The sequence below is a fragment of the Methylobacterium jeotgali genome (assembly GCF_022179345.1).
Lineage (GTDB): Bacteria > Pseudomonadota > Alphaproteobacteria > Rhizobiales > Beijerinckiaceae > Methylobacterium > Methylobacterium jeotgali.
In genome coordinates this window covers 127,158-152,374 of the sequence record NZ_BPQR01000010.1, presented here as the reverse complement: position 1 = coordinate 152,374, position 25,217 = coordinate 127,158, and the positions used below count along the sequence as shown (strand labels likewise).

General features: G+C 71.4%; 20 protein-coding genes and 1 tRNA gene. 11 read left to right on the top strand and 10 right to left on the bottom strand.

What is annotated here, in order from left to right; genetic code table 11:
• Positions 1–244 precede the first annotated feature (244 nt).
• Positions 245–1,777 carry a CYTH and CHAD domain-containing protein gene (locus MFF04_RS03455; RefSeq protein WP_238274068.1) on the top strand — a complete coding sequence of 511 codons (1,533 nt, stop codon included), beginning with the start codon at positions 245–247 and terminating at the stop codon, positions 1,775–1,777.
• 97 nt (positions 1,778–1,874) lie between these two features.
• Here MFF04_RS03455 and rlmB read toward each other — a convergent pair whose 3' ends face one another.
• From rlmB to sseA, 3 genes are all read right to left on the bottom strand, one after another.
• Positions 1,875–2,735, bottom strand: a complete 861-nt coding sequence (rlmB, locus tag MFF04_RS03450) for a 23S rRNA (guanosine(2251)-2'-O)-methyltransferase RlmB (RefSeq protein WP_238274067.1) — start codon at positions 2,733–2,735, stop codon at positions 1,875–1,877.
• A gap of 41 nt (positions 2,736–2,776) precedes the next feature.
• Positions 2,777–4,849 (bottom strand): carbohydrate porin, encoded by a 2,073-nt coding sequence (locus MFF04_RS03445; protein WP_238274066.1) that lies wholly within the window; start codon positions 4,847–4,849, stop codon positions 2,777–2,779.
• Positions 4,850–5,038: 189 nt separating this feature from the next.
• A complete protein-coding gene (gene sseA, locus MFF04_RS03440) occupies positions 5,039–5,896 on the bottom strand; it encodes a 3-mercaptopyruvate sulfurtransferase (RefSeq protein WP_238274065.1) in 858 nt (285 codons plus the stop codon).
• Positions 5,897–6,048: 152 nt separating this feature from the next.
• Between sseA and MFF04_RS03435 the strand changes: the two genes are divergently transcribed.
• Entirely contained in the window at positions 6,049–6,282 is a 234-nt protein-coding gene (locus tag MFF04_RS03435; protein WP_238274064.1) for a DUF2171 domain-containing protein, read from the top strand.
• 61 nt (positions 6,283–6,343) lie between these two features.
• Here MFF04_RS03435 and MFF04_RS03430 read toward each other — a convergent pair whose 3' ends face one another.
• Positions 6,344–7,354: an NAD-dependent epimerase/dehydratase family protein gene (locus tag MFF04_RS03430; protein ID WP_238274063.1), complete on the bottom strand. Its 1,011-nt coding sequence runs from the start codon at positions 7,352–7,354 to the stop codon at positions 6,344–6,346.
• 372 nt (positions 7,355–7,726) lie between these two features.
• Here MFF04_RS03430 and MFF04_RS03425 point away from each other — a divergent pair, with 372 nt between their 5' ends.
• On the top strand, positions 7,727–7,960 hold the full coding sequence (locus MFF04_RS03425; RefSeq protein ID WP_238274062.1) for a hypothetical protein: 234 nt from the start codon (positions 7,727–7,729) through the stop codon (positions 7,958–7,960).
• A gap of 10 nt (positions 7,961–7,970) precedes the next feature.
• Here MFF04_RS03425 and MFF04_RS03420 read toward each other — a convergent pair whose 3' ends face one another.
• Positions 7,971–8,516 (bottom strand): hypothetical protein, encoded by a 546-nt coding sequence (locus MFF04_RS03420; protein ID WP_238274061.1) that lies wholly within the window; start codon positions 8,514–8,516, stop codon positions 7,971–7,973.
• A 136-nt stretch (positions 8,517–8,652) separates the two neighbouring features.
• Here MFF04_RS03420 and MFF04_RS03415 point away from each other — a divergent pair, with 136 nt between their 5' ends.
• Complete coding sequence (locus MFF04_RS03415; protein WP_238274060.1) at positions 8,653–9,354, top strand: hypothetical protein; 702 nt, start codon at positions 8,653–8,655, stop codon at positions 9,352–9,354.
• An 80-nt stretch (positions 9,355–9,434) separates the two neighbouring features.
• Here the strand turns inward: MFF04_RS03415 and MFF04_RS03410 are convergent, their stop codons facing one another.
• The 3 genes from MFF04_RS03410 to MFF04_RS03400 all read right to left on the bottom strand — a co-directional run bounded on the left by MFF04_RS03410 (position 9,435) and on the right by MFF04_RS03400 (position 14,498).
• Positions 9,435–12,599: an efflux RND transporter permease subunit gene (locus tag MFF04_RS03410; protein WP_238274059.1), complete on the bottom strand. Its 3,165-nt coding sequence runs from the start codon at positions 12,597–12,599 to the stop codon at positions 9,435–9,437.
• Between the two features lie 21 nt (positions 12,600–12,620).
• Positions 12,621–13,874, bottom strand: a complete 1,254-nt coding sequence (locus MFF04_RS03405; RefSeq protein ID WP_238274058.1) for an efflux RND transporter periplasmic adaptor subunit — start codon at positions 13,872–13,874, stop codon at positions 12,621–12,623.
• Between the two features lie 171 nt (positions 13,875–14,045).
• The gene (locus MFF04_RS03400) at positions 14,046–14,498 is read right to left on the bottom strand and encodes a hypothetical protein (RefSeq protein WP_238274057.1); all 453 of its coding nucleotides are present in this window, start codon (positions 14,496–14,498) and stop codon (positions 14,046–14,048) included.
• Positions 14,499–14,672: 174 nt separating this feature from the next.
• On the opposite strand from MFF04_RS03400, the gene MFF04_RS03395 reads away from it, so the two are divergent.
• On the top strand, positions 14,673–15,263 hold the full coding sequence (locus MFF04_RS03395) for a L,D-transpeptidase (RefSeq protein ID WP_238274056.1): 591 nt from the start codon (positions 14,673–14,675) through the stop codon (positions 15,261–15,263).
• Between the two features lie 52 nt (positions 15,264–15,315).
• Positions 15,316–16,119 carry a TSUP family transporter gene (locus tag MFF04_RS03390; protein ID WP_238274055.1) on the top strand — a complete coding sequence of 268 codons (804 nt, stop codon included), beginning with the start codon at positions 15,316–15,318 and terminating at the stop codon, positions 16,117–16,119.
• On the opposite strand, the gene MFF04_RS03385 is transcribed toward MFF04_RS03390, so the two are convergent.
• Both MFF04_RS03385 and MFF04_RS03380 read right to left on the bottom strand, forming a co-directional pair.
• Positions 16,106–17,152, bottom strand: a complete 1,047-nt coding sequence (locus MFF04_RS03385) for a MaoC family dehydratase (RefSeq protein ID WP_238274054.1) — start codon at positions 17,150–17,152, stop codon at positions 16,106–16,108. The genes MFF04_RS03390 and MFF04_RS03385 overlap by 14 nt on opposite strands.
• Positions 17,153–17,195: 43 nt before the next feature.
• Positions 17,196–17,498: a YggT family protein gene (locus tag MFF04_RS03380; RefSeq protein WP_238274053.1), complete on the bottom strand. Its 303-nt coding sequence runs from the start codon at positions 17,496–17,498 to the stop codon at positions 17,196–17,198.
• 120 nt (positions 17,499–17,618) lie between these two features.
• Here MFF04_RS03380 and MFF04_RS03375 point away from each other — a divergent pair.
• The 5 genes from MFF04_RS03375 (at position 17,619) to MFF04_RS03355 (ending at position 24,858) form a co-directional block, all read left to right on the top strand.
• Positions 17,619–17,694, top strand: a tRNA-Ala gene (locus MFF04_RS03375).
• 500 nt (positions 17,695–18,194) lie between these two features.
• Positions 18,195–20,042, top strand: coding sequence for an ABC-three component system protein (locus MFF04_RS03370; RefSeq protein ID WP_238274052.1), 1,848 nt, complete (start codon positions 18,195–18,197; stop codon positions 20,040–20,042).
• A gap of 4 nt (positions 20,043–20,046) precedes the next feature.
• Positions 20,047–20,598, top strand: a complete 552-nt coding sequence (locus tag MFF04_RS03365) for a hypothetical protein (RefSeq protein WP_238274051.1) — start codon at positions 20,047–20,049, stop codon at positions 20,596–20,598.
• Complete coding sequence (locus MFF04_RS03360; RefSeq protein WP_238274050.1) at positions 20,595–23,402, top strand: AAA family ATPase; 2,808 nt, start codon at positions 20,595–20,597, stop codon at positions 23,400–23,402. The genes MFF04_RS03365 and MFF04_RS03360 overlap by 4 nt, the downstream gene beginning before the upstream one ends.
• 76 nt (positions 23,403–23,478) lie before the next feature.
• On the top strand, positions 23,479–24,858 hold the full coding sequence (locus MFF04_RS03355) for a tetratricopeptide repeat protein (RefSeq protein WP_238274049.1): 1,380 nt from the start codon (positions 23,479–23,481) through the stop codon (positions 24,856–24,858).
• Positions 24,859–25,217 lie beyond the last annotated feature (359 nt).

Below are 25,217 nucleotides of genomic sequence, written 5' to 3'. Positions count from 1 at the left end.
TTCCGGAAGATCCTGCTCGTCCTGACAGTTGAATGCGGCGAAAGTTCGTAACACAAAATTCACTTTCACCCGCGCAGGAGATTAGCCGGCTCTCAAGTCGAAGGCGGCCGCTTTACTCGCGCCGCACTGCGGAAGATTTCCTATTGCAATGCGATATCTTTGTGACGGCCACGGTTGACGCCGGGGGCAACCTGCTGCCCCTATGCGCGATTGCGGCATATCGGATGCCGGGGATCGGGAGCAGGTGCAGGTGGGACGCGAGGTTGAGCTGAAGCTCGAGTGCGAGGGACCGGATCTTGCCGCCCTCGCCGCCCACAGGCTGCTCGGCGGCCGCAAGGGCCGGGCGAAGCATCTCCTCTCGACCTACTACGACACCCCCTCGCACGCGCTCAAGGCCGCCGGCCTGACGCTGCGCGTGCGCAAGGAGGGCGCCCGATTCGTGCAGACGGTGAAGGCCGGCGAAGGCACGCCGGGCCTGTTCGACCGGGACGAGTGGGAATCGACCGTCGCGGGCGAGACGCCGGTCACGGAGGCCCTGGCCGATACGCCGGCCGCCGAGCTTCTCGCCGGGAGCGAGGAGGGGCTGGTGCCGGTATTCCGCACCGTGGTCGCCCGCCGCCAGAGCCGCGTCACCCGAAACGAGACCGTGATCCTCGCGATCGTCGACGAGGGCCGGATCGAGACGGAGGCCGGCGACGCCGTTCTCGGCGAGCTCGAGCTCGAGCTCGTCTCCGGGGACCCGGGGGAGCTGTTCGGTCTCGCCCGGGAGATCGGCGAGAGCGTGCCGCTGCGGCTCGGCGCGCTGTCGAAGAGTGCCCGGGGCTTCCGCCTCGTCGAGGGCGTCGGGCGCGCGCCGAGCAAGGCGCCCCCCCTGGCCCTGCCGGAGGGCGCGAGTGCGGCGCAGGCCTTCCAGGCCATTGCGGGCGCCTGCCTGCGGCATCTCAGGCTCAACGAGGCGGTGTTCCTCCTCTCCCGCGATCCGGAGGCGCTTCACCAGATGCGCGTCGCCCTGCGGCGGCTGCGCTCGGCCTTCAGCCTATTCGACCCGATCCTCGCCCACGACCCGGCGGCGCGGGCGCTGGCCGAGGAGATCAAGCGCATCGCCGAGCCGTTCGGGCGGGCGCGCAACCTCGACGTCTTCCTGGAGGAGACCCTGCCCGCCTCGGCCGAGCGGCGGCCGGACGAGCCGGGCCTCGCCGATCTCGGCGCCCGCCTCGGCGCGGACCGCGACGCCGCCCACGCCGCCGTCCTCGCCGTGCTCGCCTCGCCGGAGTGGCGCGGCCTGCTCCTCGATCTCGTCGCCTGGACGCAAACCGGCCCCTGGCTCGGGGAGGGCGGTCCGCCGGAGCGCGACGGCCCCGCCCGCGACTTCGCCGGCCTCGTGCTCGACCGCTTCCGCAAGCGGGTGAAGAAGCGCGGGCGCGATCTCGCCGGGCTCGATCCGGAGGCGCGCCACCGGGTGCGGATCGCCGCCAAGAAGCTGCGCTACGGGGCCGACTTCTTCGCCTCGCTCTTCCCCGAGAAGACCGCCCGGAAGCGCCACAAGGCCTTCGCCGCGGCGCTCTCCGACCTTCAGGATCATCTTGGCGCGCTGAACGACCTCGCCACCGCCCACACTGTGCTCGCCGACGTGGCCGATGGCGGGCCGGGCTCGGGCCGGGCCGCCTTCGCTGCCGGCCTCACCGCCGCGGACGGGGAGGCCGGCAGCGCCGGGCTGATCGAGGCCGCGGCCGACGCCTACGACGACCTCATGGACGCCAAGCCCTTCTGGCGATGAGGGATCACAGACCAGCTGCGTTCCGCGCATTGGCGCGGGCGCCCGTTCGGGCTTGCCTGCACACCTTCGAACGCTTCGGTTCGAAGGTGTTACGGTCTTAGGCCTCCCCGGGGCTAAGGGCGTAGAGGGCGATCGCCGCCGCGTTCGAGACGTTGAGGCTGCGGATCGCCCCCGAGAACGGGATGCGGGCGAGCACGTCGCAGCAGCTTCGGGTGCGCTCGCGCAGGCCCTTGCCCTCGGCGCCGAGCACCAGCACCGCCGGCCGGCGCGGGCCGACGGCAGCCAGCGTCTCCGGCGCCTCCGAATCGAGGCCGATGCGGGTGAAGCCGCGCTCGCCGAGGCTGATCAGCGCCTCGGCGAGATTGCGCACCACGACCATCGGCACGTGCTCCAGCCCGCCGGAGGCGGACTTGGCCAGCACCCCGGTCGCGGCCGGCGAGTGCCGGGCCGTGGTGACGATCGCCGTGACCCCGAAAGCGGCGGCCGTGCGCACAATGGCCCCGACGTTGTGCGGGTCGGTGAGCTGGTCGAGGGCCACGAGCAGCGCGTCCTCGGGCAGCGCGTCGAGGTCCGGGGCGGGCAGGGGATCGACCTCGAGGTAGAGGCCCTGGTGCACGGCGTCCGGCCCGAGCAGGCGGTCGATGTCGCGGGGCCGCACCAGCTCCGGGGCGATGCGCAGGGTGCCCAGCTCCTCGGCGAGGCGCGCCGCGCCGTTCTCCGTGGCGAGCAGCCGGTGCAGGGCGCGATGCTCGTTGGCGAGCGCCTGCGAGACCGGGTGCCAGCCGTAGAGCACGATCGGGTCGTCGGGGCCTCCGCGCGGGCCGGCATCGGGCCCCGAGCGGGGGCCGCCCCGGCGGTCGGGCGGCACGCCGGGACGGCCGCCGCGTCCGGGGAAGGGCTTGCGCGGGCGCTCCGGGCGCTTGGGGGCCGGACGGCGGGGGCGGTCGTCTTCGCTCATGCCGGCTCAGTGGACCGGCCCGCGCGCTGCCGCAAGCGCCCTCAGAAATCCGCGTGCAGGCGGGTGGCGAAGACGTGCACGGGCCCGCGGTCGCGGTTGTAGGCGGGGTTCGTCACGAACTGATAGTCAAGGGTCAGGGTCAGCATCTTGGTCAGGTTCAGGGCGTAGTAGGTCTCGACCGCCCGCTCCGTGCCGTAGTTCAGACGGCCGTCGCCGATGAGGAGCCCGAGGCCGCCATTGGCGAAGTAGGCCCGGTGCGACGGCGAGAGCCCGTTGACCGCGCCGCCGATCCCGACCGTATCGGTCGGCCGGTCCCAGGCGGTGCCCTTCAGGGAGAGACCGCCGGAGAGGCTGCGGTCGATGTCGGTGAAGGACAGGCTCTCGTTGCGCCCGTCCGAGAGGCTGGCCCGCGCGAACATCCCGAGATCGGCGGTGAGTGCCTGCTCCAGGTTGGCGTAGACCCCGCTCTTGCGGCGGGGACGGCGGGTGGCGGAGGCGGCCTCCGCCGCGTCGGCGAAGAGGCCCGCCTGGGTCAGGACGACCGCCTGCCGGTAGTTCGCGGTGTTGCCGACATTCGAGAAGGCGCCGAGCCGGATGCGACCGGGCTGGTCGATCCCCGGCAGGGTGTGGCGGGTTTCCAGCTCGATGTTGGCGCCGGCCCGGTCGAGGAGGCGGGGGTCGAGCACGTCGCTCGAGGGCTCCTTCGGCACCTGGGTATAGGCGGCGCGCAGGGCGAACTCGGCCCGGTTGTACTCGACCATCACCCCTTGCGTGAAACCGGGGAGGTTGGCCGGAAAGTCCCAGGCCGAGGAGGCCCAGAGCGACCAGTTCATGAAGTCGACGCGCGGGTCGTGGGCGTAGGCGTTGCCGTCGAAGAAGTCGCCCAGCGCGAACTTGCCGGCGACGACGGTGATCCGCTCCACGTCGCGGCGGGTCGCGACCTGGTTCGGGCCGTCGGGCACCTCCTCGGTCTCGCCGCCGAGGCCGAAGGTCTGGCGCACGAAGTAGCGGTTCGAGCGCAGCTTCGGGAAGGGCGCGCCGGCCTTCTGCGCCTCGCCGTTGACGAAGCCGGCGATGCCGAGCGTGCGCGACAGGCCGAAGCCCTGGGAGAACTCCGGGTTGTAGTAGAGCTCGGTCCCCTCCATCAGCTTGAAGCCGAGGAAGAGAGTCGCCGTCGTCGTCGCCTGGGCCTGATGCGGCACGAGGCTGTTGCCGCTCTGATAGGGCGAGCGGAAGCCCGGCACGGCTTGGTTCACGAAGGTGGTCTGGCCGTGGAGCGAGAAGCGGGCCTCGCGGTCCTCCGGCGCCTCGGCCTCCGGGGGCAGGCGCAGCCCCTGCGGGTACCAGATCAGCCGCGCCAGCATCTGGTTGGCGGTCGAGGCCGCCCGGGTCGAGACCGGCCCGAGGCCCGGCACGGCGCCGAGGGTGAAGCGGCCCGTCGAGCCGAGATCGAGGTAGCGGTAGTCGAGCCCGAGCGCGATCGTGTCGGTGACCGCGTACTGGACGCCCGCGCCGAGGGTGAAGCCGATCCCGGTGCGCTCGGCCTGCGCCCCCGCGACGCCGCCCGCGGCGTCGGGATAGCTCGCGAGGTAGCGGGTGCGGGCGCCGGCGAGCCCGAAGGTCGCGTAGACGAGGGAGCGCTCGAAGGCGAGGCCGAAGCGGCCCCGCAGGGTGCCGTAGAGGTCGGTCTTGGCGCGGATCAGGCTGAAGGCGGGATCGATCGCCTCGGTGCCGAAGCCCGGCACCGTCAAGGAGACGGGGCGCTTGAGGTTCGAGCCGGCGAGGTCGGCCTCGATGCCCCACAGCCACGGCCCGGCCTGCCAGGCATAGCCGGCAAAGCCGCCACCGACGGCGGTGGTCGCCTCGCGGCTGCGATCGTTGCGTCCGGTGGCGTCGCCGGTGCGGAAGGGCGGAACCGGCCGGCCGCCGACCGTCGTCGGCCCGAAGCCGAAGGCGCCGAAGGAGGCGCCGGCGCTACCCTCGATCCCGAGAGAGAGCCCCGACCAGTCGATGAAGGCCGGCTCCGCCGGGAGCGCTGCCGGATCGGCGGCACGGGCACCGGGAACGGCGAGAGCGAGCGCGACCGCTCCGGCCGCGAGGCCGCTCCGCCCCATCGCTCTCCGCCGTTCCGCCACCGCGCTGTTCCCCGCGAACGCCCCGCCTTGGCCATAGCAAATGCTATACTTCCGGCAATCCGACGCACGAAAAGTTGAACGACTCTCCGCGATCCCGGTGCGGGACTGCGCCGCCAGCCGAGCCCGCCTGCCATGACAGGCGGATGACGGAGCCGGTCCTTCGGGCCCCTACCGGGCCGGCCCCGTCGCCACGGGGCGGGCGGTGTCGGCACCCCATTCCGACCAGGAGCCGTCGTAGAGGGCGCGGGCCGGGCGGCCCATGGTCTCGAGGGCGAGCGACACGATCGCGGCGGTGACGCCGGAGCCGCAGGTCGTCACGATCGGCCGGTCCGGGTCGATGCCGTTCTCGGCAAACGCCGCGCGCAGGGCGTCGGGGTCCTTCATGCGGCCGTTCGACTGGAGGGCGGCATAGTGCATGTTGAGGGCGCCGGGCATGTGGCCGGGGCGCACGCCGGGGCGGGGCTCGGCCTCCTCGCCGCGGAAGCGGCTGCCGGAGCGGGCATCGACCACCTGGGCGCTGCCGGTGTCGAGGGCGCGCGCGACGTCGCCCGCATCCGCCACGGCCCCGTTGTCGAAGCGGGCGCTGAAATGGCGCCGCTCGCGCGGCCGGGCCTCGCCCTCCTCGGTGGGAAAGCCCGCGGCCACCCAGGCCGGCAGGCCGCCGTCGAGCACCGCCGCGTCCCGCACGCCGAAGCTGCGCAGCATCCACCAGACGCGCGGGGCCGAGAACAGGCCCATGCCGTCGTAGACGACGATCTGCACGCCGTCGCCGACCCCGAGGGCCCGCATCCGCGAGGCGAACACCTCCGGGCGCGGCATCATGTGGGGGAGGGGCGAGCCCTCGTCGCTCATCGCGTCGATGTCGAAGCGGATCGCGCCGGGGATGTGGGCGGCGCGGAACTCCGCCTCCGGATCGCGCCCGGCGGCGGGCAGGTACCAGGAGCCGTCGAGCACCACGAGATCGGGCGCCGAGAGGCGCTCGTGCAGCCATTCCGGCGAGACGAGGGCTTGGGCCGAACCGGTCATCCGCATGCGCTCCGTTCTGTTCTCGAACCGGCCCCTTCTGGACGATCCGCGCGCCCGAGGGAACGGGCGAGATCGATGGCGCAGCCCCGTGCCCCGGCGCGGAACACCGGCGGCCGGCGGCGGTTGGCCGGGACCCGAGAGGAGGACTTCGAATGGTCGACGTTTCGCAGATCAAGGAACACGCCGAGGTGGTCGGCTCCGACGGCGCCCATGTCGGCACCGTGGATCATGTCGATGCCGGACAGATCAAGCTCACCAAGACGGACAAGGATGCCGGCGGCCTGCACCACTACATCCCCGTCGACTTCGTGCAGGCCGTCGAGGGCGGCCAGGTGCGCCTCGACCGCTCCGCCGAGGAGGCCAAGCGGGAGTGGTCGACCTCCTGATCCCATCGGGCGGCTCCGCTCGAACCGAGAAGGCTCTGCGGCGTCCCCGCCGCCGGGCCGCTCAGACGCGGTAGTAGTCCCGGTACCAGCGCACGAAGGCGGGGATGCCGTCCGTGATCGGGGTGCTGGGGACTGTGCCGATCAGGGACTCGAGAAGCTCCGTGCTGGCATGGGTGCGGGCGACGTCCCCCGGCGGCAGCGGCTTGGCGATCCGCTCCGCCGGCCGCCCGATCGCGGCCTCCAGAACGTCGATCATCCGGCCGAGCCGCTCCGGGCGGCCGCCGCCGATGTTGACGAGGCGATAGGGCGCGACCGGGCTCAGGGTGTCGGCCGCGCAGGCGGGGCCCTCGCCGCCGGGCGCCGGCGGCGGCCGGTCGATCAGGCGGCGGATCGCGTCGACGAGGTCGTCCACGTAGGTGAAGTCCCGCTCCGCCGTGCCGCCGGAGAAGACCTCGATCGGCTCGCCCGCCAGGATCTTCCGGGCGAAGAGAAAGAGCGCCATGTCCGGCCGGCCCCAGGGCCCGTAGACGGTGAAGAAGCGGAACGCCGTCGTCGGCAGGCCGAAGAGATGCGCGTAGGAATGCGCCATCGCCTCCATGGCGAGCTTCGAGGCCGCGTAGAGGGTCAGCGGCGTCACCGCCCGGTCGGTCTCGCGGAAGGGCAGCGCGGTGTTGCCGCCATAGGCTGAGCTGGTCGAGGCGAGCAGCAGGTGGCGGACCGGATGGGCGCGCACCGCCTCCAGCAGGTTGAACGAGCCGGTGAGGTTGGCATCCGCATAGGCCTGCGGGTTCTCGAGGCTGTAGCGCACGCCCGCCTGGGCGGCGAGGTGGACGACGATGTCGGGCCGCACCCGTCCGAGGAGATCGTGGAGCAGGCCGGGCGTCTCCAGGCGGCCCTCCACCGGCTCGAAGCCGGGCAGGCGCTCAAGCTCGGCGTGGCGCGCCCGCTTCAGGGCGACGTCGTAGTAGTCGGAGAAGCCGTCGAGCCCGACGACCGCGTGCCCCTCGCCCAGGAGGCGCCGGCTGAGGTGATAGCCGATGAAGCCGGCCGAGCCGGTCACGAGCGCGCGCATCGGTCCTGATCCCCCCGGCGGACCGGGCGGCCTTACAACGGGGCGGACGAGGGCTCAAGGAAGCGGCGGCGTCTCGACGCAGGCCGGGCACCGAGGTTTCGCGTGCGGAAGATCGGTGACGAATCTGTCACCTTCCTCACGGCTACGCATTCCCCGCTGCGGAACACTGTGCACCCCTGTGCATGATGCATGACGGGCTTGTTTCGCGGTGCGGTAAGACTATCTATGACAGTGTGATGTCGCAGTGTCGGATTCGCCCGCGCCCCGGTCTTTCGTGCCGATGCGGATGAGCCGCCGGGTCCGGCGAGACTTCCTCCCTTCTTCGGCAGGCGCGCCGCATGGCCGCCGATGCCCGCACAACCGTCGAGCGCTATGAACCAAGTGGTCCGCTTCTCCGAATTCGCCGAGGCCGAGAGCCTTGCCGAGCCCTCCGAGACCTACCGCGTGCCGTTCGCGCAATCGGGCGCGTTCGTGTGCAAGTTCATCATCGGCGAGCCGAGCGAGGGCGCCCTGTGCTGCGGCGCGCCCGTCGCCGACGGCAAGAGCTGGTGCGCGTTCCATCGCCGCATCGTGTTCGAGCCGAGCCGGCCGCCGCGCGTCCGCTGAGGCGCGGCACTCAGTCCTCCTCGTCCTCGTAGGGACGGTAGGTCCGCAGCGAGCGCCCGTCGGGAAACTCGACGGAGCGGGAGCGGACGACGATGTAGCCTGCGGCCTGGGCCGCCCGGATGCGGGCGAGCCGCTCGTCCTCGAGGGTCCTCCCGTAGACCACCGGCGGGCCGGCATAGGCGGGATACTGCGCGACAACCGAACCCCGGGGGGTCATCGCCACCCGACGCGTGTGAGCGGGGCGTACGGTCTCGATCCGGCGGGAGGTCTCGCGGCGTTCCGACACCCGTACCCGACGCGGTGCCCGAACCTCCCGAACGACCTTGCGCGCCTTCGGCTTCGCCTCGGCGACCGGCCTCTCCCGCGTCTCGGTCTTCGGGGCCTTGGCCGCTGGCGTCGGCGGCAGGCGGGCAGGGGGATCCTGCCAAGCGGCGCCCGGCTGCGAGGCGCCGTCCTGCGCCGCGGCGGGCGGGGCGAGGGGCGTGGAGAGGAGCAGGGCGGCGAGGCCGCAGGTGCTCCCGAGACGGACGACGCCGGTCAGGACGGTCTTGCGCATGACGCTCTCCCGGATCAGCCCCGGCCACAACCCTAACGGGATCGCAATACGGCGTCCATGAGCCGACAGCCTCTTGACCATGCCGGCGCCGGGTCTTGAACAGGTCTCCTCCGCCGTCCCATCCGCGAGACCGCCGATGCCGCCTTCGAGCCCCATCTCGCCGCCGGATTCGGAGCCCGATCGCGCGCCGGTCGCGATCGCGGGTCTCGTGTCGGCGCTGCGGGGCCGGCGAAGCGTCACGCTGCTCGCCAACAACCCCACCCTGACGCCCCGCGACCTCGCCGCCGTGCCGTGCGCAGAGCGGGACGCGGTCGTGCATTTCAACCGGGCGCCGTTCTTGCCGCGGTTCCTGTCCGGCCGTCATCTCAACGTGCTCGTGCTGCGCCAGCACTTCGACACCGGGCGCTTCCACGGCTGGCCGACCGAGGCGCGGACACTCGACGCGATGCAGGCGGCGCCGGAGCGCTTCCACCTGCTCCTCTGCCTGAACGACCCGCGGAGCGGCGCGCTCCCGGATCCCGGCGCCGTGCCCCGCAGCCGCTTCGCGGCGGACGACCCGGCGGTGCGCGAGGACTATCCGCTCGTCCCCGACATCGCCTTCGCGGCGCCCTCGACGGGCTTTGCCGTTCTCATGCTGCTGCGGGCGCACGGCCTACCCGGCGGCGAGACCGGGCGATGGCACCGGGCGCTCGTCCGCCTCGGCCTTGCGCGCCCGCGCGGCCTCCTGCTCTGCGGCTTCTTCGACACGCCGGAGGGCCGCTTCTGGCCCGGCCACTCCTGGGCGCACGAGCGCGCCCGGATCGCCGGGCAGGGTCTGCGCGACCTCGCCCGGCGCTGAAGCGGCTTCAGGTTCTCGTTCGGCCGCATTTTCTGACGCCGAACCGGCGCCCACTTCGGCTGAAAAGGCTCGAGCGGACCCTACTCCGCCGGGACGCCCCCAGCGGGCGCCGCGCGCTCCGCCCGTGCCGGTGCCGTCTCCTCGGCCGCCACCTGCTTGCGGCGGAACAGGCGCATCACCACGACGAAGAACACCGGCACGAAGAACACCGCCAGCACGGTCGCCGAGATCATGCCGCCCATCACGCCGGTGCCGATCGCCTGCTGGCTCCGCGAGGCGGCGCCCGAGGCGATGGCCAGCGGCACCACGCCGAAGATGAAGGCCAGCGAGGTCATCACGATCGGCCGGAAGCGCAGGGTCGCCGCCTCGATCGTTGCCTCGACCAGCGACTTGCCCGGCTTCCAGAGGTCCTTGGCGAACTCCACGATCAGGATCGCGTTCTTGGCCGAGAGGCCGATGATCGTGATGAGACCGATCTTGAAGTAGACGTCGTTGGGCAGGCCGCGCAGGTAGACCGCCGCCACGGCGCCGATGACGCCGAGCGGGATCACCAGCATCACCGAGAACGGGATCGACCAGCTCTCGTAGAGGGCGGCGAGGCACAGGAACACGATCAGCACCGAGAGCGCCAGCAGCAGGCTCGCCTGCGAGCCCGCCTGCTTCTCCTGGAGCGACTGGCCGGTCCAGGTGAAGCCGAAGCCCTTCGGCAGCCGGCCCGCGAGGCGCTCCATCTCTGCGATGGCGTCGCCCGAGGTGTAGCCCGCCGCCGGCTCGCCGGTGACGCGCACGGTCTGGTAGCCGTTGAAGCCGACGATCTGGGCCGGCCCGACGCCCCATTTCAGCTCGGCGAAGGACGACATCGGCACCATGGTGCCCTGCGCGTTCTTGACGCCGTAGTTGAGCAGGTCCGACGCGTTGAGGCGCTGGAGCTGCTCGGACTGCACGATGACGCGCTGCATGCGGCCCCGGTTCGGGAAGTCGTTGACGTAGACAGAGCCGAGATTGACCTGGATCGTGTCGTTGACGTCGTCGAAGTTGACGCCGAGCGCGGCCGCCTTCTCCCGGTCGATGACGAGCTCGGCCTGGGGGGCCGGCGGCAGGCCCTCGACCTTGATCTTCTGGAGCACCGGGCTCTGGCGAGCGAGGGTGAGAAGCTGCTCCTGCGCGGCGAGCAGCGCCGAGTAGCCCCGCTGCGCCCGGTCCTGGAGGCGGAAGGAGAAGCCCGCCGCGTTGCCGAGGTTGTCGATCGGCGGCGGCTCCTGGGCGTCGAACGTCGCGTCGCGGTAGGTCGCGAGCGCCTTGTTGGTGCCCTCCACGAGCTTCGCGGCGGAGTTGTCCGCGTCGCGGTCGCCCCAGGGCTTCAGGGTGACGAAGGCCTGGCTCGTGACCTGGCCCTGGCCGGAGAAGGAGAAGCCGTTGACGATCGTCACGGTCGCCACGCCCGGCTGGGCCATCAGGTGCTCCTCGAGCTTCTTCACCGCCGCGAGCGTGCGGTTGAAGGAGGAGCCCGGCGGCGTCTGCACGTCGACGGTGAAGAAGCCCTGGTCCTCCACCGGCAGGAAGCCCTCCGGCAGGCGCACGAAGGCGTAGGCGAGGCCGACCGCGAGGGCGAGGTAGACCACCATGACCCGCATCGACTTGGCGACGAACCAGGCAACGCCGCGCCCGTAGCGGGCGGTCTCGCGCTCGACGATGCGGTTGAACCAGCCGAAGAAGCCGCGCTTCGCGTGCCCGTGCCCCTTCTCGACGGGCTTCAGCAGCGTCGCGCACAGCGCCGGCGTCAGCGACAGCGCCAGCAGCGCCGAGAAGGCGATGGACGTGACCATCGCGATCGAGAACTGGCGGTAGATGATGCCCACCGAGCCGGGGAAGAAGGCCATCGGGATGAACACCGCCACCAGCACCAGCGTGATGCCGATGATCGCCCCCGTGATCTGGCCCATGGCCTTGCGGGTCGCCTCCTTCGGGGAGAGACCTTCCTCGTTCATGATGCGCTCGACGTTCTCGACGACGACGATGGCGTCGTCGACGAGGATGCCGATGGCCAGCACCATGCCGAACATCGTCAGAACGTTGATGGAGAAGCCGGCGAGCAGCATCACCGTGCAGGTGCCGAGCAGCGCGATCGGCACCACGATGGTCGGGATCAGGGTGTAGCGGATGTTCTGCAGGAACAGGAACATCACCACGAAGACGAGCACCACCGCCTCGATCAGCGTCATCAGCACCTTCTGGATCGAGGCGTCGACGGCGGGGGTGATGTCGTAGGGGATGTCCCACTTCACGCCGTCGGGGAAGAACTGGGCCAGCTCCTCCATCTTGGCGCGGATCGAGCGGGCGGTCTGGAGGGCGTTGCCGTCCGGCGCCAGCGTCACCGAGATGCCGGCCGCCTCGCCGCCGTTGAGCCGGGTCGTGAACTTGTAGTCCTCGCCGCCGAGCTCGATCCGGGCGATGTCGCGCAGGCGCACGTTCGAGCCGTCGGGGTTCGCCCGCAGCACGATGGCGCCGAACGACTCGGGCTCGGTCATCTGCCCCTTCACGATGATGGGGAAGTTGACGGCGTTCTTGGCCGGGCTCGGCGCGGCGCCGACCGCGCCGGAGGCGATCTGGACGTTCTGGTCCTGGATCGCCCGCGTCACGTCGGCGGGGTTGAGCGAGAGGCCGCGCAGCTTGTCCGGGTCGATCCAGACCCGGAGCGAGCGCTGTGTCGAGTAGAGCGTCGCGCGCCCGACGCCGGGGATGCGGCGGATCTCGTTGATGACGTTGCGGGTCAGGAAGTCGCCGAGCGCGACCTCGTCCATCGACCCGTCCGGCGAGACGAGGGTGATGATGTTGAGGGTGGCGGCCGAAGCCTCCTCCACGAGGATGCCCTGCTGGCGCACCTCCGCCGGCAGGCGGGCCTCGACGCGCTTGAGGCGGTTCTGCACCTCGACGCCGGCGAGCGCCGGGTCGGTGCCCGGCCTGAACTGGGCGGTGATCTCGATGTTGCCGAACGAGTCGCTCGCCGACTCGAAGCTGAGGATGTTGGCGGCCCCGTTCAGCTCGTCCTCGATGAGCCGGGTGGTGCCCGTGTAGAGGTTCTCGACCGAGGCGCCGGGATAGGCGGTCGACAGCGCGATCGAGGGCGGGGCGATCATCGGGTACTGGGCGATCGGCAGGAGCGGGATCGAGAGCGCCCCGCCCAAGCAGATGAACAGCGCGACGACCCAGGCGAAGATCGGCCGGTCGATGAAGAAGCGTGCCATGATCGCGGCTCCTCCGGTCCGTCAGCGGCCGCGGACGTCGATCAGGTCCGACGTCTCGTCGGAATCCTGCGGCTTGCCGAGCGCGGCCTGTTCGGCCGGGGTGCCGGTCTCGACCGGCTTCACGGTGCTGCCGGTGGAAATCTTCTGGAAGCCCTCGGTGACGACGCGGGTGCCGGCCTTGAGGCCGTCGCGGATCAGCCAGCTCTGGCCGACGACAGGGCCGACCTCGACGGGCTGGAGCATCACCTTGTCGTCGGCGCCGACCACCCAGACCTCGGCCTTGCCGTCGGTGGTGCGCTGGATCGCCTGCTGCGGCACGGCGATGGCGTCGGAATCGATGCCCTGCTTGATGCGGGCGCGCACGTACATGCCGGGGAAGAGCTCGTCGTGCGGGTTGGGGAACTGCACGCGCAGCGTCACCTGGCCGGTGCTCGGATCGGCGGTGACGTCGGAGAACAGGAGCCGGCCGGCCAGCGGGTAGAGCGTGCCGTCGTCCATGATCAGGTGCGCGTTGGCGTGGTCCTTGTCGAGGCGGTCGAGCTCGCCGCTGGCGAGGTCCCGGCGCAGCTTGTTCAGTTCGCCCACCGACTGGGTGATGTCGACGTAGATCGGGTCGAGCTGCTGGATCGTGGCCAGCACCTGGGCGCTGCCCTGCTCGATCAGCGTGCCCTCGGTGAGCAGGGCCCGGCCGATGCGGCCGCTGATCGGCGCGCGCACGTCCGTCCAGGAGAGGTTGAGCTTGGCCCGGTCGCGGGTCGCCTTGGCGCCGGCGACCTCGGCCTCCGCCTGCTTCTTCGCGGCGAAGGCGGCGTCGTACTGGGCCTGGCTCGCGGTCGCCCGCGAGAGCAGCGTCTCCAGGCGCTCGGCCTGCTGGCTCGCCAGGACCAGGGCGGCCTCGGTGCGGGCGAGGGCCGCCTCGGCGCTGGCGAGCTCGACCTCGTAGGGGGCCGCGTCGATCTTGTAGAGGATGTCGCCTTCCTTGACCGTCGAACCCTGCTCGAACAGCCGCCGCACGACGAGGCCGGAGACGCGGGCCCGCACCTCGGCGATGCGCATCGGGGCCACCCGGCCGGGAAGGTCGCGCACGTAGGGAATCGGCTGCGGGGCGACGGTGACCACCGTCACCTCCGGCGGCGGACCGGGCACGGGCGCGGCGGCCTGCTTCTGGTTGCAGGCCGACAGGGTGGCGAGCGCGAGGCCGGCGGCCACGGGAACGGACCAGGCGCGCAGCGACGCGAACGAGCGGGGCCGGCAGCTGACGGGGCGGGAAGACATCGAGGGCACGTCGCTCCTGAGGGGCGGTCTGACGGGTCGGCGCCGCAGATCCCGATACGGATCGCGAGCGACCGCAGGCACGGCGGCCGGCGCGTCCGGTATCCGAGGACGATGAAAACGGCGCAAGCATGATCCGGCCCACCGCGAGCGTGCGGATGGCCGGGGGCGGCGTCAGGCGGCTCTCGGAGGCCGGTCGGGCGGGGGCGCGGTCCGGGACGGCGGCCAGGCGGCGGCCGGAACCGCGAAGCCCGCATCGGCCAGGCGCCGTTCGACCGCCGGTAAGGCGGGCGCGGCGGTGCGGAGGTTGCCGGGGGGAAGATCGGCATCCGCGTGCATCGCGCTGAGGGCCTGCCGGCCCGCTCCGCCCGCACCCGGCGCGTGGATCGAATGGATCGACACCGCGGAGACCGGTCCGCGCGGAGGCTCGGGGTTCGGGTCCGGCAGGGAGGAGAGGGCGACGAGCAGCGTCGCGACGACGAAGCTGAGCAGGGCACGGCAGCCGGAGCGCAGCGCCGGAAAGGCGCGCTGCACGGCCGCGCCGAAGCGCCCGCTCTCGATCGTGGTGCCGGGTCTCACGAGGGGAGGGTGGTACTGCGACGCGAGCTTCGCAATAGGCTGCGACATCTCGTTCATCCCGAACGGGAGAGGATCGTTCCTCCGCGGAGGCGTTGCCGCCGTCCCACAGCCGGCCGGGATCGGCGCCCGCGGGCTTGACCGACCACATCCCCGCCGCGAAGCCGGGCTTCACCGACCGTCCAGGGGCGGCACGGCCGCCCGGCCCGGAGGACGATCCCGACGATGCCGACAGCCAACCCCTTCCGCGGCGCGCGACGCAAGCACCTCACCGCGATCCTCGCCCTCTGCCTCGCGGCGGGCGCGGTGCCGGCCCGCGCCAACCCCCTCGACAGCGGCCCGATCGCGGACTTCCTCAACGTCTTCCGCACGCAGGCGATTCCCCGCGAGACGGTCGCCTGGCGCGGCTCCGAGAAGCCCGGCACCGTCGTCGTCTCCACGAGCCAGCGCCGGCTCTACTACGTGCTCGGCGGCGGCGAGGCGATCCGCTACGGGGTCGGCGTCGGCCGGCGGGGCTTCTCGTGGTCGGGCACCAAGACCGTGACCATGAAGAAGGAGTGGCCGGACTGGCGCCCCCCGGCCCAGATGCTCGCCCGCCGCCCGGACCTGCCCCGCTACATGGCCGGCGGCCAGGACAACCCGCTCGGCGCCCGCGCGCTCTATCTAGGCTCCTCGCTCTACCGCATCCACGGCTCGAACGAGCCGGAGACGATGGGCGCGGCGGTCTCCTCCGGCTGCATCCGCATGACCAACAAGGACGTGGTCGACCTCTACGACCGCGTCCGTGTCGGCACCAAGGTCGTCGTCCGCGACTAGAACCCGTTCCCGCGCCGCACCGGCGCGGGGCCTACCTCCGTACAGGTCCGCCATGCCCCTCGACATCGATCCCGGCCTGCTCCTCGGCCTGTTCGGGGTGGCCGTGGGGGCGGGCTGCGTCGACGCCATCGCCGGGGGCGGGGGACTGATGACCCTGCCGGCCCTGATCCTCGCCGGGCTCGATCCGGTGAGCGCCATCGCCACCAACAAGCTCCAGGGCACGGCGGGCTCGGTCTCGGCGACGGTCGCCTTCGCCCGGCGCGGGCTGATCCGCTGGCCGGAGGCCTGGCCGATCGCGCTCGCCGCCGGGCTCGCCTCGGTCGCCGGCGCGCTCTGCGTGAGCCTGCTGCCGCGGGCGGTGCTCGACGCCGCCGTGCCGGTGCTCCTCGTCGGCATCGCCCTCTACTTCGCCACCGCCCGGCGGATGAGCAACGAGGACGCCGCGGCCCGCGTCACGCCGCTCGTCTTCGCCGCGACCGTGGCGCCGCTGGTCGGCTTCTACGACGGCGTGTTCGGCCCCGGCGCCGGCGCCTTCTACATGGTCGGCTTCGTCACCCTGCTCGGGCTCGGCGTGGTGCGGGCGACCGCCCACACCAAGCTCGCCAACGCCGCGAGCAACGTCGGGGCGCTGGCGCTGTTCGCCGCCTCGGGACACGTCGTTTGGGCGATCGGGCTCGCGATGGCGGCGGGCGCCTTCCTCGGCGCTCAGATCGGCTCGGCGCTGGCCGTGCGCCTCGGCGCAAGGCTGATCCGGCCGCTCCTCGTCACCATCGCCTGCGCGATGGCGCTGCGGCTGCTCTCAGACCCCGCCAACCCCCTGCGGCAGGCTGTGCTGGCGCTGGTCAGCGCGGGATGAAGGCCCAGTAGTCGAGATCGAGGATCACGGAGGGGTCGTAGCCCTCGCCCTCGCGGTCGGGGAAGCCGGCGCAGGAGCGGTTCTTGGCCGCCACCGTGCGCAGGCGCAGCAGGCCGACGTCGTCGCGGCCCGGGACCGTGGCGGTGTCGAGCACCTCGCTCCAGGCATAGACGGTGTCGCCGGCAAACAGCGGCGCCACGTGCCGCCCGGCATTGATGCCGGCGAGCGCGAAGGCGTTGGCGAGCCCGTTGAAGCTGAGCGCGCGGGCGATGGAGATGACGTGCCCGCCGTAGATCAGCCGCTTGCCGAACTTGGTCTCGCGGGTGGCGAGCGCGTCGAAATGAACCTTGGCGGTGTTCTGGTAGAGCCGGGTGGCGAGCTGATGCTCGGCCTCCTCGACGGTGGTGCCGTCGACATGGTCGATGCGCTCGCCCTTGGCGTAGTCCGCGAAGCGATGCGGGCTGCCGGCGAGGTCGGTGTCGTAGGCGCCCGCGTCGAGACGGGGGAGGGCGCTCGCGAGATCGGCCGGATCGACCGCCTTGGCGAAGCTCGGCACGTGCTCCTCGGCGATCGTCGCGCCGTGGTCGCGCTTGCGCACCAGCACCCAGCGGCAATAGCTGAGCACGGTCTCGCCGCTCTCGTCGGAGCCCGTGGAGCGGACGTAGACGACGCCGGTCTGCCGGTTGGAGCTCTCCTTGAGGCCGATGACCTCGGAGACCGTCGAGAGGGTCTGCCCGGCCTTCACGGGCTTCAGGAAGCGTCCCTCGGCGTAGCCGAGATTGGCGAGCGCGTTCAGCGAGATGTCCGGCACGGTCTTGCCGAACACGACGTGGAAGACGAGCAGGTCGTCGAGCGGCTTTCCCGGATAGCCGATGGCGCGGGCGAAGGCGTCGGAGGACTGCACCGCGAAGCGGGGGCCGTAGAGCGCGGTGTAGAGGGCGGCGTCGCCCTCGGTCACCGTGCGCGGCGTGGCGTGGCGGATGGTCTCGCCGAGGCGGTAATCCTCGAAGAAGCGGCCGGGATTGGTCTTCATGACGTCGTCGGAACCCTCGTGCCGGATGTGGCCGCGCGGGCCCTCAGCCCGCGACGCCGTAGGTCTGCGCCGGCACGAACTCATGCAGCAGGCGGCTGATGAAGAGCAACAGCAGGATCAGGATGATCGGCGAGACGTCGACCCCGCCGAGGTTCGGCAGCAGGTTGCGGATCGGCCGCAGCAGGGGCTCCGTGACCCGGTAGAGGAACTCGCCGATCTGCGAGACGATGGGGTTGCGCACGTTCACGACGTTGAACGCCACGAGCCAGCTCAGCACCGCGCTCGCGATGAGGATGTAGATCAGGATCTGGACGAGGGTGTCGAAGAGCCAGAGGAGGGCGTACATGCGCGGTTCTTGAACTCCACGGCTCCGCCCCGGACCCCGGCCGGCAGGTGCCGTCCGCTGGCGGAAAAGCTCCGATTGACAGGCTCAAGCGCGCAAGCCTAAAAGGCCGGCGCCTCGGACGGGGCTGTAGCTCAGATGGGAGAGCGCCGCAATCGCACTGCGGAGGTCAGGGGTTCGAATCCCCTCAGCTCCACCACTTATTTCCCTTGCGAAATAGGTGCGTGGTTTCAGTCACTTAGCGGTGGCTGCTTTCAACATAAATCCCAATAAATCCCAGGCCGGGCCGCCGAAAAATCCCCGGCTTTCGTGTTCGCAGGACCCTGCAGCGCGCCCGGGTCGCGACCCGCCATCGTTCTAGGATCCTGGTCGGCCGATGCAACAACGGGAACGCTCGCCCGAAGCTGCCGCGCCGGGTCGCCGGCGGGCGGGCGGGTTTCCGAGCATTGGCGGCCCGAGACCCGATCTGCCCGCGAGCGCCTCGCCGCCCACACGTTGGCTTGGCCCGGCGCGGTCGGTGACGTCTGCGGCTTCGGTCGGGGCGCCGAGCCCGCGCCTGCGCGGGTGCCCGGGGGCCGCAATCGTCATCTATTCCCTCGGCGGGGGCTGGAAGCGCTTGCTTCGACCGGTCGATTTGTTCCACTTCTGATCTCTCCCGACCTGCGGGGCGTTCCAGCCCCCGATTGAAGCCAGAGCCCCGTGGTTGCCCAGCCTATCGACGCGAACGCCAGCGTGCCGGGGATCATCAGCTTCTCATGCGACCTCCCCCTGATCGACGGCGGCGGGATACCTCTGTGCGTCGTGCAATCCATGATCGTCGCGGACGCGGCCATCGTCGGGGACTCGACGCGGGCCCACATGGTGGCCGCGCTGCGGGATCTCCTGCACGGTCGGGACGGCGCATGGTCGCAGCCGGTCCTCAACGAGTTGGTTACCGGCGGCACGGCGACCGTCCTGCTCGCCCCGGAATATGCCTTCGGCTCCCCCGACTGGTCCGCCGTCGACGACCTCGTCCGCGCCGCCGACCGACCGCTCGTGCTCATCGCCGGTTTCGGGATGACGCCCGGGACGTGGCTGCGCGAGTGGCTTGGCTCGGAGGGCGCGACGCGGCGATTCGCAGGCTGGGACATCGACCGGGAGGTGCGGGCCGGCGATAGGGTGTACAACGGCCTGTGGTGCTGGATACACCGCCCCGGGGCGGGGACCAGTTGCGTCGCCGCGCTGAAGAATTTCCCCGAGCAGAGGACAGAGGCCCCGCACCGAGGCCTCGACCGCGGTCGGAACATCGTTCGCCTGTCCTTCCCGGACGTGGACGTGTTCCCCCTCGTCTGCGCGGATCTCCTCCAGGAGCCCGATGCATCCGGGTCGACGCCTCGGCAGCGGGTCGCAAGAGCCATCTCGGCCGACCCCGGCGGCAGGCCCGTCCTGGTCACCGGCTCGCTGCTTCAGGGCAGGCCGTGGGATTGGAACTGGCAGCGGGCCATCGGGGCGGTCGTCGCCGACGCCGCGCCGAACCGCACCGTGGTCGTGGCGATAGCCAACCAGGCCTACGGCCGCCCCCGCGAAACGGAAGACGAGGACAAGTGGCGCTCGCTGAGCGGTGTCTACGCCAGCAAGCAGGCCTATCCGAAGGGAGCCACCCCGTTCCCGGGCGGTCGCCCGGTGTCGGTCGGAGCCTCCGCGGAGGGCTTGGTCATCCGCGACTGCGGCCCCTGCGTGGTCGGTGGCCCCATCCTCGTGTCCAGGGTCGGCCCGGTGACGGGACTGCATCTTTGGCAGGCGGCGACCTGCTTCCCGGTGGGCGGCGAGGGCATCGGCCCGGCCTTCACCCCGCACGCCTGCGCCGCGACCTACGAGACGCATCGGCTCACGCGGCGCCATCCCGGCCAGGACGCCTACAGTCCGCGCGTGGCCCAGGGGCTCGCCGTGCTGCGGACGCACCTTGAGAGACGCGCCTCGCCGGACGCTCGCGACATCCTCCGCTCGCTTTTGCGCGGGACCGAGGCCGCGGCCGAGGACATCACCGACGACCTGTACCTCTCGATGCCGGAGCTGGAGGCCGCGATCCACGCGCTGGCGGTCCTATGCACGTTCGACGAGTTGGTGCCGCATGACCGGACCGGCATGGACGGCCAGCTCAGGTTCCGCGACGCCGACGCCCACATCCTGGTCTGGAAGGCACGCAAGCAGATCGGCACGCGGATGTACCGCATCCTGCAAGCCTGGACGGCGCAGGCCGGCGGACACCCGCCCCTGGTGGTGGTCGGCTCCCCATCCCGCGGTCTTCCTCTGCGGGCCGGTCCGGTCGAACGCGACAGGCGCTCCGACTGGACGACGCCACCACCCTCCGACGATGCCGAGGGCTTCGGTCCCGCGAGGGCGGCGAGCCGTGACATCACGCAGCCGCGCGGGACCCGGCGGGCGACGTGCATCGACCTCGCGCTTCTGGAGGAGCTCTACCTCGACCACGACGCGGACCTGGACGCGGAGAGGATCGCAGGCTTCCTGACGCACCTCCTGCGCGACGTCGTCGGTGGCGAGGGCTGAGGGCATGGCTTGGCCGTATCAGATCCTCGATGCGCTGTGCGCGGACGTCGACATCCGACGCGTGCCCGAGTTACCGGAGATGCCGCAAACACCCGTGGTACCGCCGGCCGAAGCGGCGTTCTGGAGTGGAGCCTACGCGCGCGTGGCGTTCTGGCCCGCGGCCGAGGACGCACTCGCCGACGCGGCGAACGAGGGCGAGGCTTGGCTGGACGACGTGCTGACCGCGGCCGAGAGCAGCGACCGCCCGGTCGACGGCTACCTGGTGATCGGCCTGCCGGCCCCGCCGGGACACGAGAAGGCGCGGTCCTTCATCCGAAGCGTCGAGCTGTCCACCATCGTCTGCCGCAAGCAGGTGGTCTGGCCGTGCACGGAGAGTCCCTGCGGATGGCGTGGGCTGGCCGCCGTCAGCGTGCTCGGCTTTCCCGACGTGGGCGCACCCGACCAGGCCGTGGCCGCCCCCGTGCTCGACCAGGAGGCGGCGGCCCTGTGGGAACGGATAGAGAGGCTCGGCTTCCGCAAGGCGGCCGACCAAGACCGAGAGGGAGACGGCGCTTGACCTCGCTGAGGATCGACCGCCTCGGAATCGAGGCGTTCCGCGGCATCACCGGGCGGCTCGAACTCGACCTGCGGTCGCCCCTCACCCTCGTGTACGCCTCCAACGGCACGGGAAAGACCACGCTTTGCGACGCGGCCGAGTGGCTGATGACGGCCGCCGTCGAACGGCTGTCCGTGCGCGACGCCGCCGGGCTCGACGAGCTGCGGTCCGGTTTCGCACCTGACGCGTTCCCGAGGGTCGATGCCGACATCGAGGTCGACGGGGTGGCCAGCGTCCTGGCACGCGGGTTCGACGGCGCATCCATCGCGGTGGCAGGCGAGGCCCCGATCCCGGTCGGGCCAAACGACTTGCTTGAGATCCTGGCCCCCGACGGGGCCGGTCCGGGGCGCCACCAGCGGAACGCGACGGCCCTCCGCAGGCAGTGGCTTCGCGGCGCGCGCTTCCTCTCCGTCGAAACCCTTGCCGCCCTCCTGGACACGGACGACGATACGGTCGAACGTCGGCGCCGCGTCTTCTCGGACCTCCTGGGGGTTCGCCAGCAGGCGGATGCCAAGGACCGGATCAGGCAATACGCCGATGCCCTCAGGCCGACTTTGGCGCTGCTGACCAAGGAAATCGAGAAGGCCCGCGCGACCGCCGACGCGGCCAGGGCCGGCGTCGGAGACGACCCGGGGAGCGCGGCGAGCAGCCGGGAAATCGAGGCGGCCGAGAAGGAGCTGGGTCTCACGCCGTCGGTCGACCGGCTCGGAACGGCCGCGGCCGAGGTGGCCCGTCGAAGGCAGGCGCTGACGGCCCAAGCCGATGCGCTGCAAGTCGTCATGACGGAATGGCGGCACCGGCGGGAACTGCGTCGCGCCCTCGAAGGCGAGGGTGCGGCCGAGCGGGACGCCGCGACCGAGGATTCGGAAGACCGGATGCAGCAAGCCAATGCGCGCGTTCGAGACGCGGAGGCGGACGTTCGGGCCGTCGAGCTCCGCAGGCGCAGGCTGGAGGAGCTGGGGGCGAACCTGTCGCGGCAACTCTCCGCCTTCACGACCGAGTGCGAATTCCTGGCCACCGACATCGGCTTGCCTGCGCGGCCGCCCCTCCAAGTCGTTCGCGAGGCTGTCCCTCAAGCGCGCTTGCCGACCGCACGCAGGGTTGCCGTGGAACGGGAGATACAGGGACTGCTCAGCAGGTACCTCGACATCCAGACCTGGTCGGCGCGCCTCGCGGAAACGGAGGCCGCCCTCGCCGAGGTCCGATCCGAACCGAGGGGTCCCGAGGAGATCCAGTCGCTGGCCGACACGCTCTCGCGGGCCGAACACGACTTGGCGGCGGCAGTCGAGCGGCTTGAGCGCGAGGCAGGGCCGATGCAGCGGCTCCGCGCCGCCGGGGAGGCCTTCCTGCGGCATGACCACGACGCCACCCAATGTCCGACTTGCGGTCACGATTGGCAATCGCATGGCAAGTTGCTGGCCGAAGTGCAGGCCCTGATGGACCGCACCCCCGCCTTCGTGGCCGTCGCACAGGAGTCCGTCGACAGGGCGACGTTGGCCGTGGCGGCATCCCGGTCGAGCCTGTCGGCAGCCACGCAGGCCGCGGAGCGCGAGAGACGGCTCACAGCGGAGCTCGCCCAGCTCCGCCAGAACATCGCCCGCTTCGAAAGGTCCGCCCGCTCCGCCGGGATCGATCCGGAACCAGCCTCAACCTTCGAGGGACGGCTCCGGAAGGAGGCCGCCTGCCTACGCCTCGCCGCGTCGCTCCTGGAGACCGACGGGCTCGGCGATCTGCTCGCGACGGGCTTCGGCGTCGCCGTCGACGACCGCGCGCCCCTCCCCGCCGCCCGGGCGCGGCTCGACCGGGACATCGCCGAGCGGGCCGCCGCGGTAGGCCTCGAACGGCTCCAACTCGGAGAAGCGCTGGACGGCGCGCGTTCCGCGGTCGCGGCGCTCGTGTCCGCGAACTCGGAACGAGCGGCCGCGGATGAGCGGGCGAGGGAGCGCCGGGCCTCCATCCAGGCACGCCTGGACGCACTGGTCGGGGGTTGGACGCGCCTTGCCGGTCAACGCGCGTGGACCGAGGCGAACCTGGCCATCGTCAGGTCCGAGATCACGGACGAGACGGCACGGCTCGAACGGGCGGAAGCGCATATCGCGGCCGCCGACGCCGCCATCGCCCGCGAGAACCGCCGGGAGGGCCTCGCGGCGGCCGAGGCCAATCTCTCGCGGCTACAGGCCAGGCTCACTTCGGTGACGCGGAAGCAGGCGGCGGCGGACAGGGCCTACCGCGCTTTCGACACACACTACCAGGAAGCCAGCCGGCGGCAGGTCGATGCGCTCCGCGACATCGTGAACCCGCTCTTCGCCCGTATGCACGCGAACAAGGTCTACGACAGCATCGGTTTCGGCGAGGGCGACGACCTGCTCCGGTGGCGGTCGGACATCGGCGGCCGAAGCTTCGATCCCGGCCGGAATTTCAGCCAAGGCCAGCGGCAGGACCTCGCCCTGGCCCTTTTCATCGCGCGGGCGAGAAGTCTCGGAGGAACCTTCTTCCTCGACGAGCCCGTCATTCATCTGGACGACGTGAACAGGGTGGGCCTCCTCGACGTCCTCCGGGCCTCGGCGATTTCCGGCAGACACCGGACCAACCTCGTCGTCACCACCTCCAGCCGTGCGATGGCAAGGCACCTGATCGAGAAGTTCGACCGCGTGGAGGGTGCAGGTCCCCGCGGCGACGGCATCCCGATCCTGCGGGTGTACGAGTTGCGCGGCAATGGCCGCGACGGTGTCGAAAGCATCGAGCGCTATCCGCCTCCGTCCTGATGCCCGTCCCTGGGCGATGACGCCGGAAGGCGTCGGGCCGTCTTTGAGGTTTCGGTGGTGGATGAGGGATCGTCGCATGGATATGGCGGGCGGCAAGGCGGTGGGCAGGCCGCGGGACGAGCTCGGCTCGCATCTCGACGACAACCTGGCACGCTTCGACCGATGGGCGACCGTCCTGCTTCTCACGGTCTGCGCGGTCGCCGCGGCGTACTGCCTGGGACAGGCGACGGATCCGCGGGCTTTCGCCACCTCGCTGTCCGTCCTGGCCTGCGTGCTCGTCGCGTCTTGCCTCGCCGGGGCCCTGGCAGGCTTTCTCTTCGGCATCCCCCGGCTCCTGGCGCAAGGCGACCCGGCGGGTGCATCCCCAGCGTCCGAACCCGGCAGCGCCGGTTCGATGACGCAGGTCCGGCCGTTGGTCGGCAATTCGAACCTGGAGGAGATCTCCGACTGGATCACCAAGATCCTCGTCGGCCTAGGCCTCGTCCATGCGAGCGAGGCGGTCTCGACGGTGCGTGGACTGGCCGCTTACGTCGCGACGAGCGGCCTCCGGGGTTCGCCGGCCTCCGACCTCCTGGTCATGGGCGTGGGCCTGAGCGGGCTCCTGATCGGCTTCCTTTACTTCTATCTCCAGACGAGAACCCGCATCACGCTGATGTTCTTCGCCACCGAGGACGCGCAGGATGCCACCGTCGTCCCCAAGGCGGACATCGACGCGGCCAACGAAGCCCCGATCGTCGACGAGGGGTTCCGACGTGCGGCCATCGCCGCGCTTTCCGCCAGGATCGGCCTTCCGGCTGCCACCGCGCCCTCGTTGCCGGCCGATGCCACGCTTCTCGGGGTGAACTTCGACCGCCTCCGGACGTCCGAGGAGTTCGCGGCCTGGGGCGCCGCGCAGGCGCGTGCCCGCAACTTCGAGGCGGCCGAGACGGCATTGGAGCGGGCCAATGCCCTCGATCCCACCAGCTCGCTCGTTCTCCGCAGGCTGGCGGAGGTCCGAGCCTTGCGGGGGGACATCCGGCGGGCGGTCGAGAACCTGCGCGAGGCGGCCGACAAGGCACCGCACGATTGGCGGATCCGGCGTCGGGAGCTGTTCCACGCCCTGTACCTGCCGATGCCGGATGGCTTCACGCGTGCGCTCCGGCTGGCGGACGGATTGGCACAGCATCCGGAGGGGGCGCTCGACCCGATGGTCCACGTCTGGCGCGCCTGCGCATACGGTCAGAGGCATCGCTGGCTGTCGGAGACATCCGGGGCGGATAGCGAGAAGGCCGAGGCCAGGGCGGAGGCCCTGGCGGCGTTGGCGCGTGCCGTCGCGCTGGCGCCCGATCCGGAAACTCCGCCGCGCGTCACGATGCGCAGCCTGTTCGACCCGTCGGCGAACACATCCGACAACGACCTTGGCGACTTCGCGAACGACCCGGAGTTCATCGCAGCCATCGACCCCGCGCGCGGCTGACGAGACCGTGCCGACGCCGGCGCCGAACGCGCGATGTCCGCGGCCCGTCGAAGGCGGGTCGACCTCGTCGGCGGCGGAAAAACGACGGGGACCGGATCCCGTCCCGCGCCGATGCCCGGACGGGAATCCCCCTGCGAGGGTCAAGAAGAACCTCCGGCGAGGGACCGCTCGCGGTCGCCGGTCCCTTCGGACACGGGATCGGCGGGCAACGGTATCGAGCGTCGCTTCGACCCCAACGGGAGCGAGCACCTCGCCCCGACGCGGTCGCATCGCCGGCTTCGGTAGACCGGGGCGCCCTCCGAAGATGGGCTCGTCCTGGCCCGGGCAGCAGGGCATGTTCCGGGTCAGGCCAAGCCGAT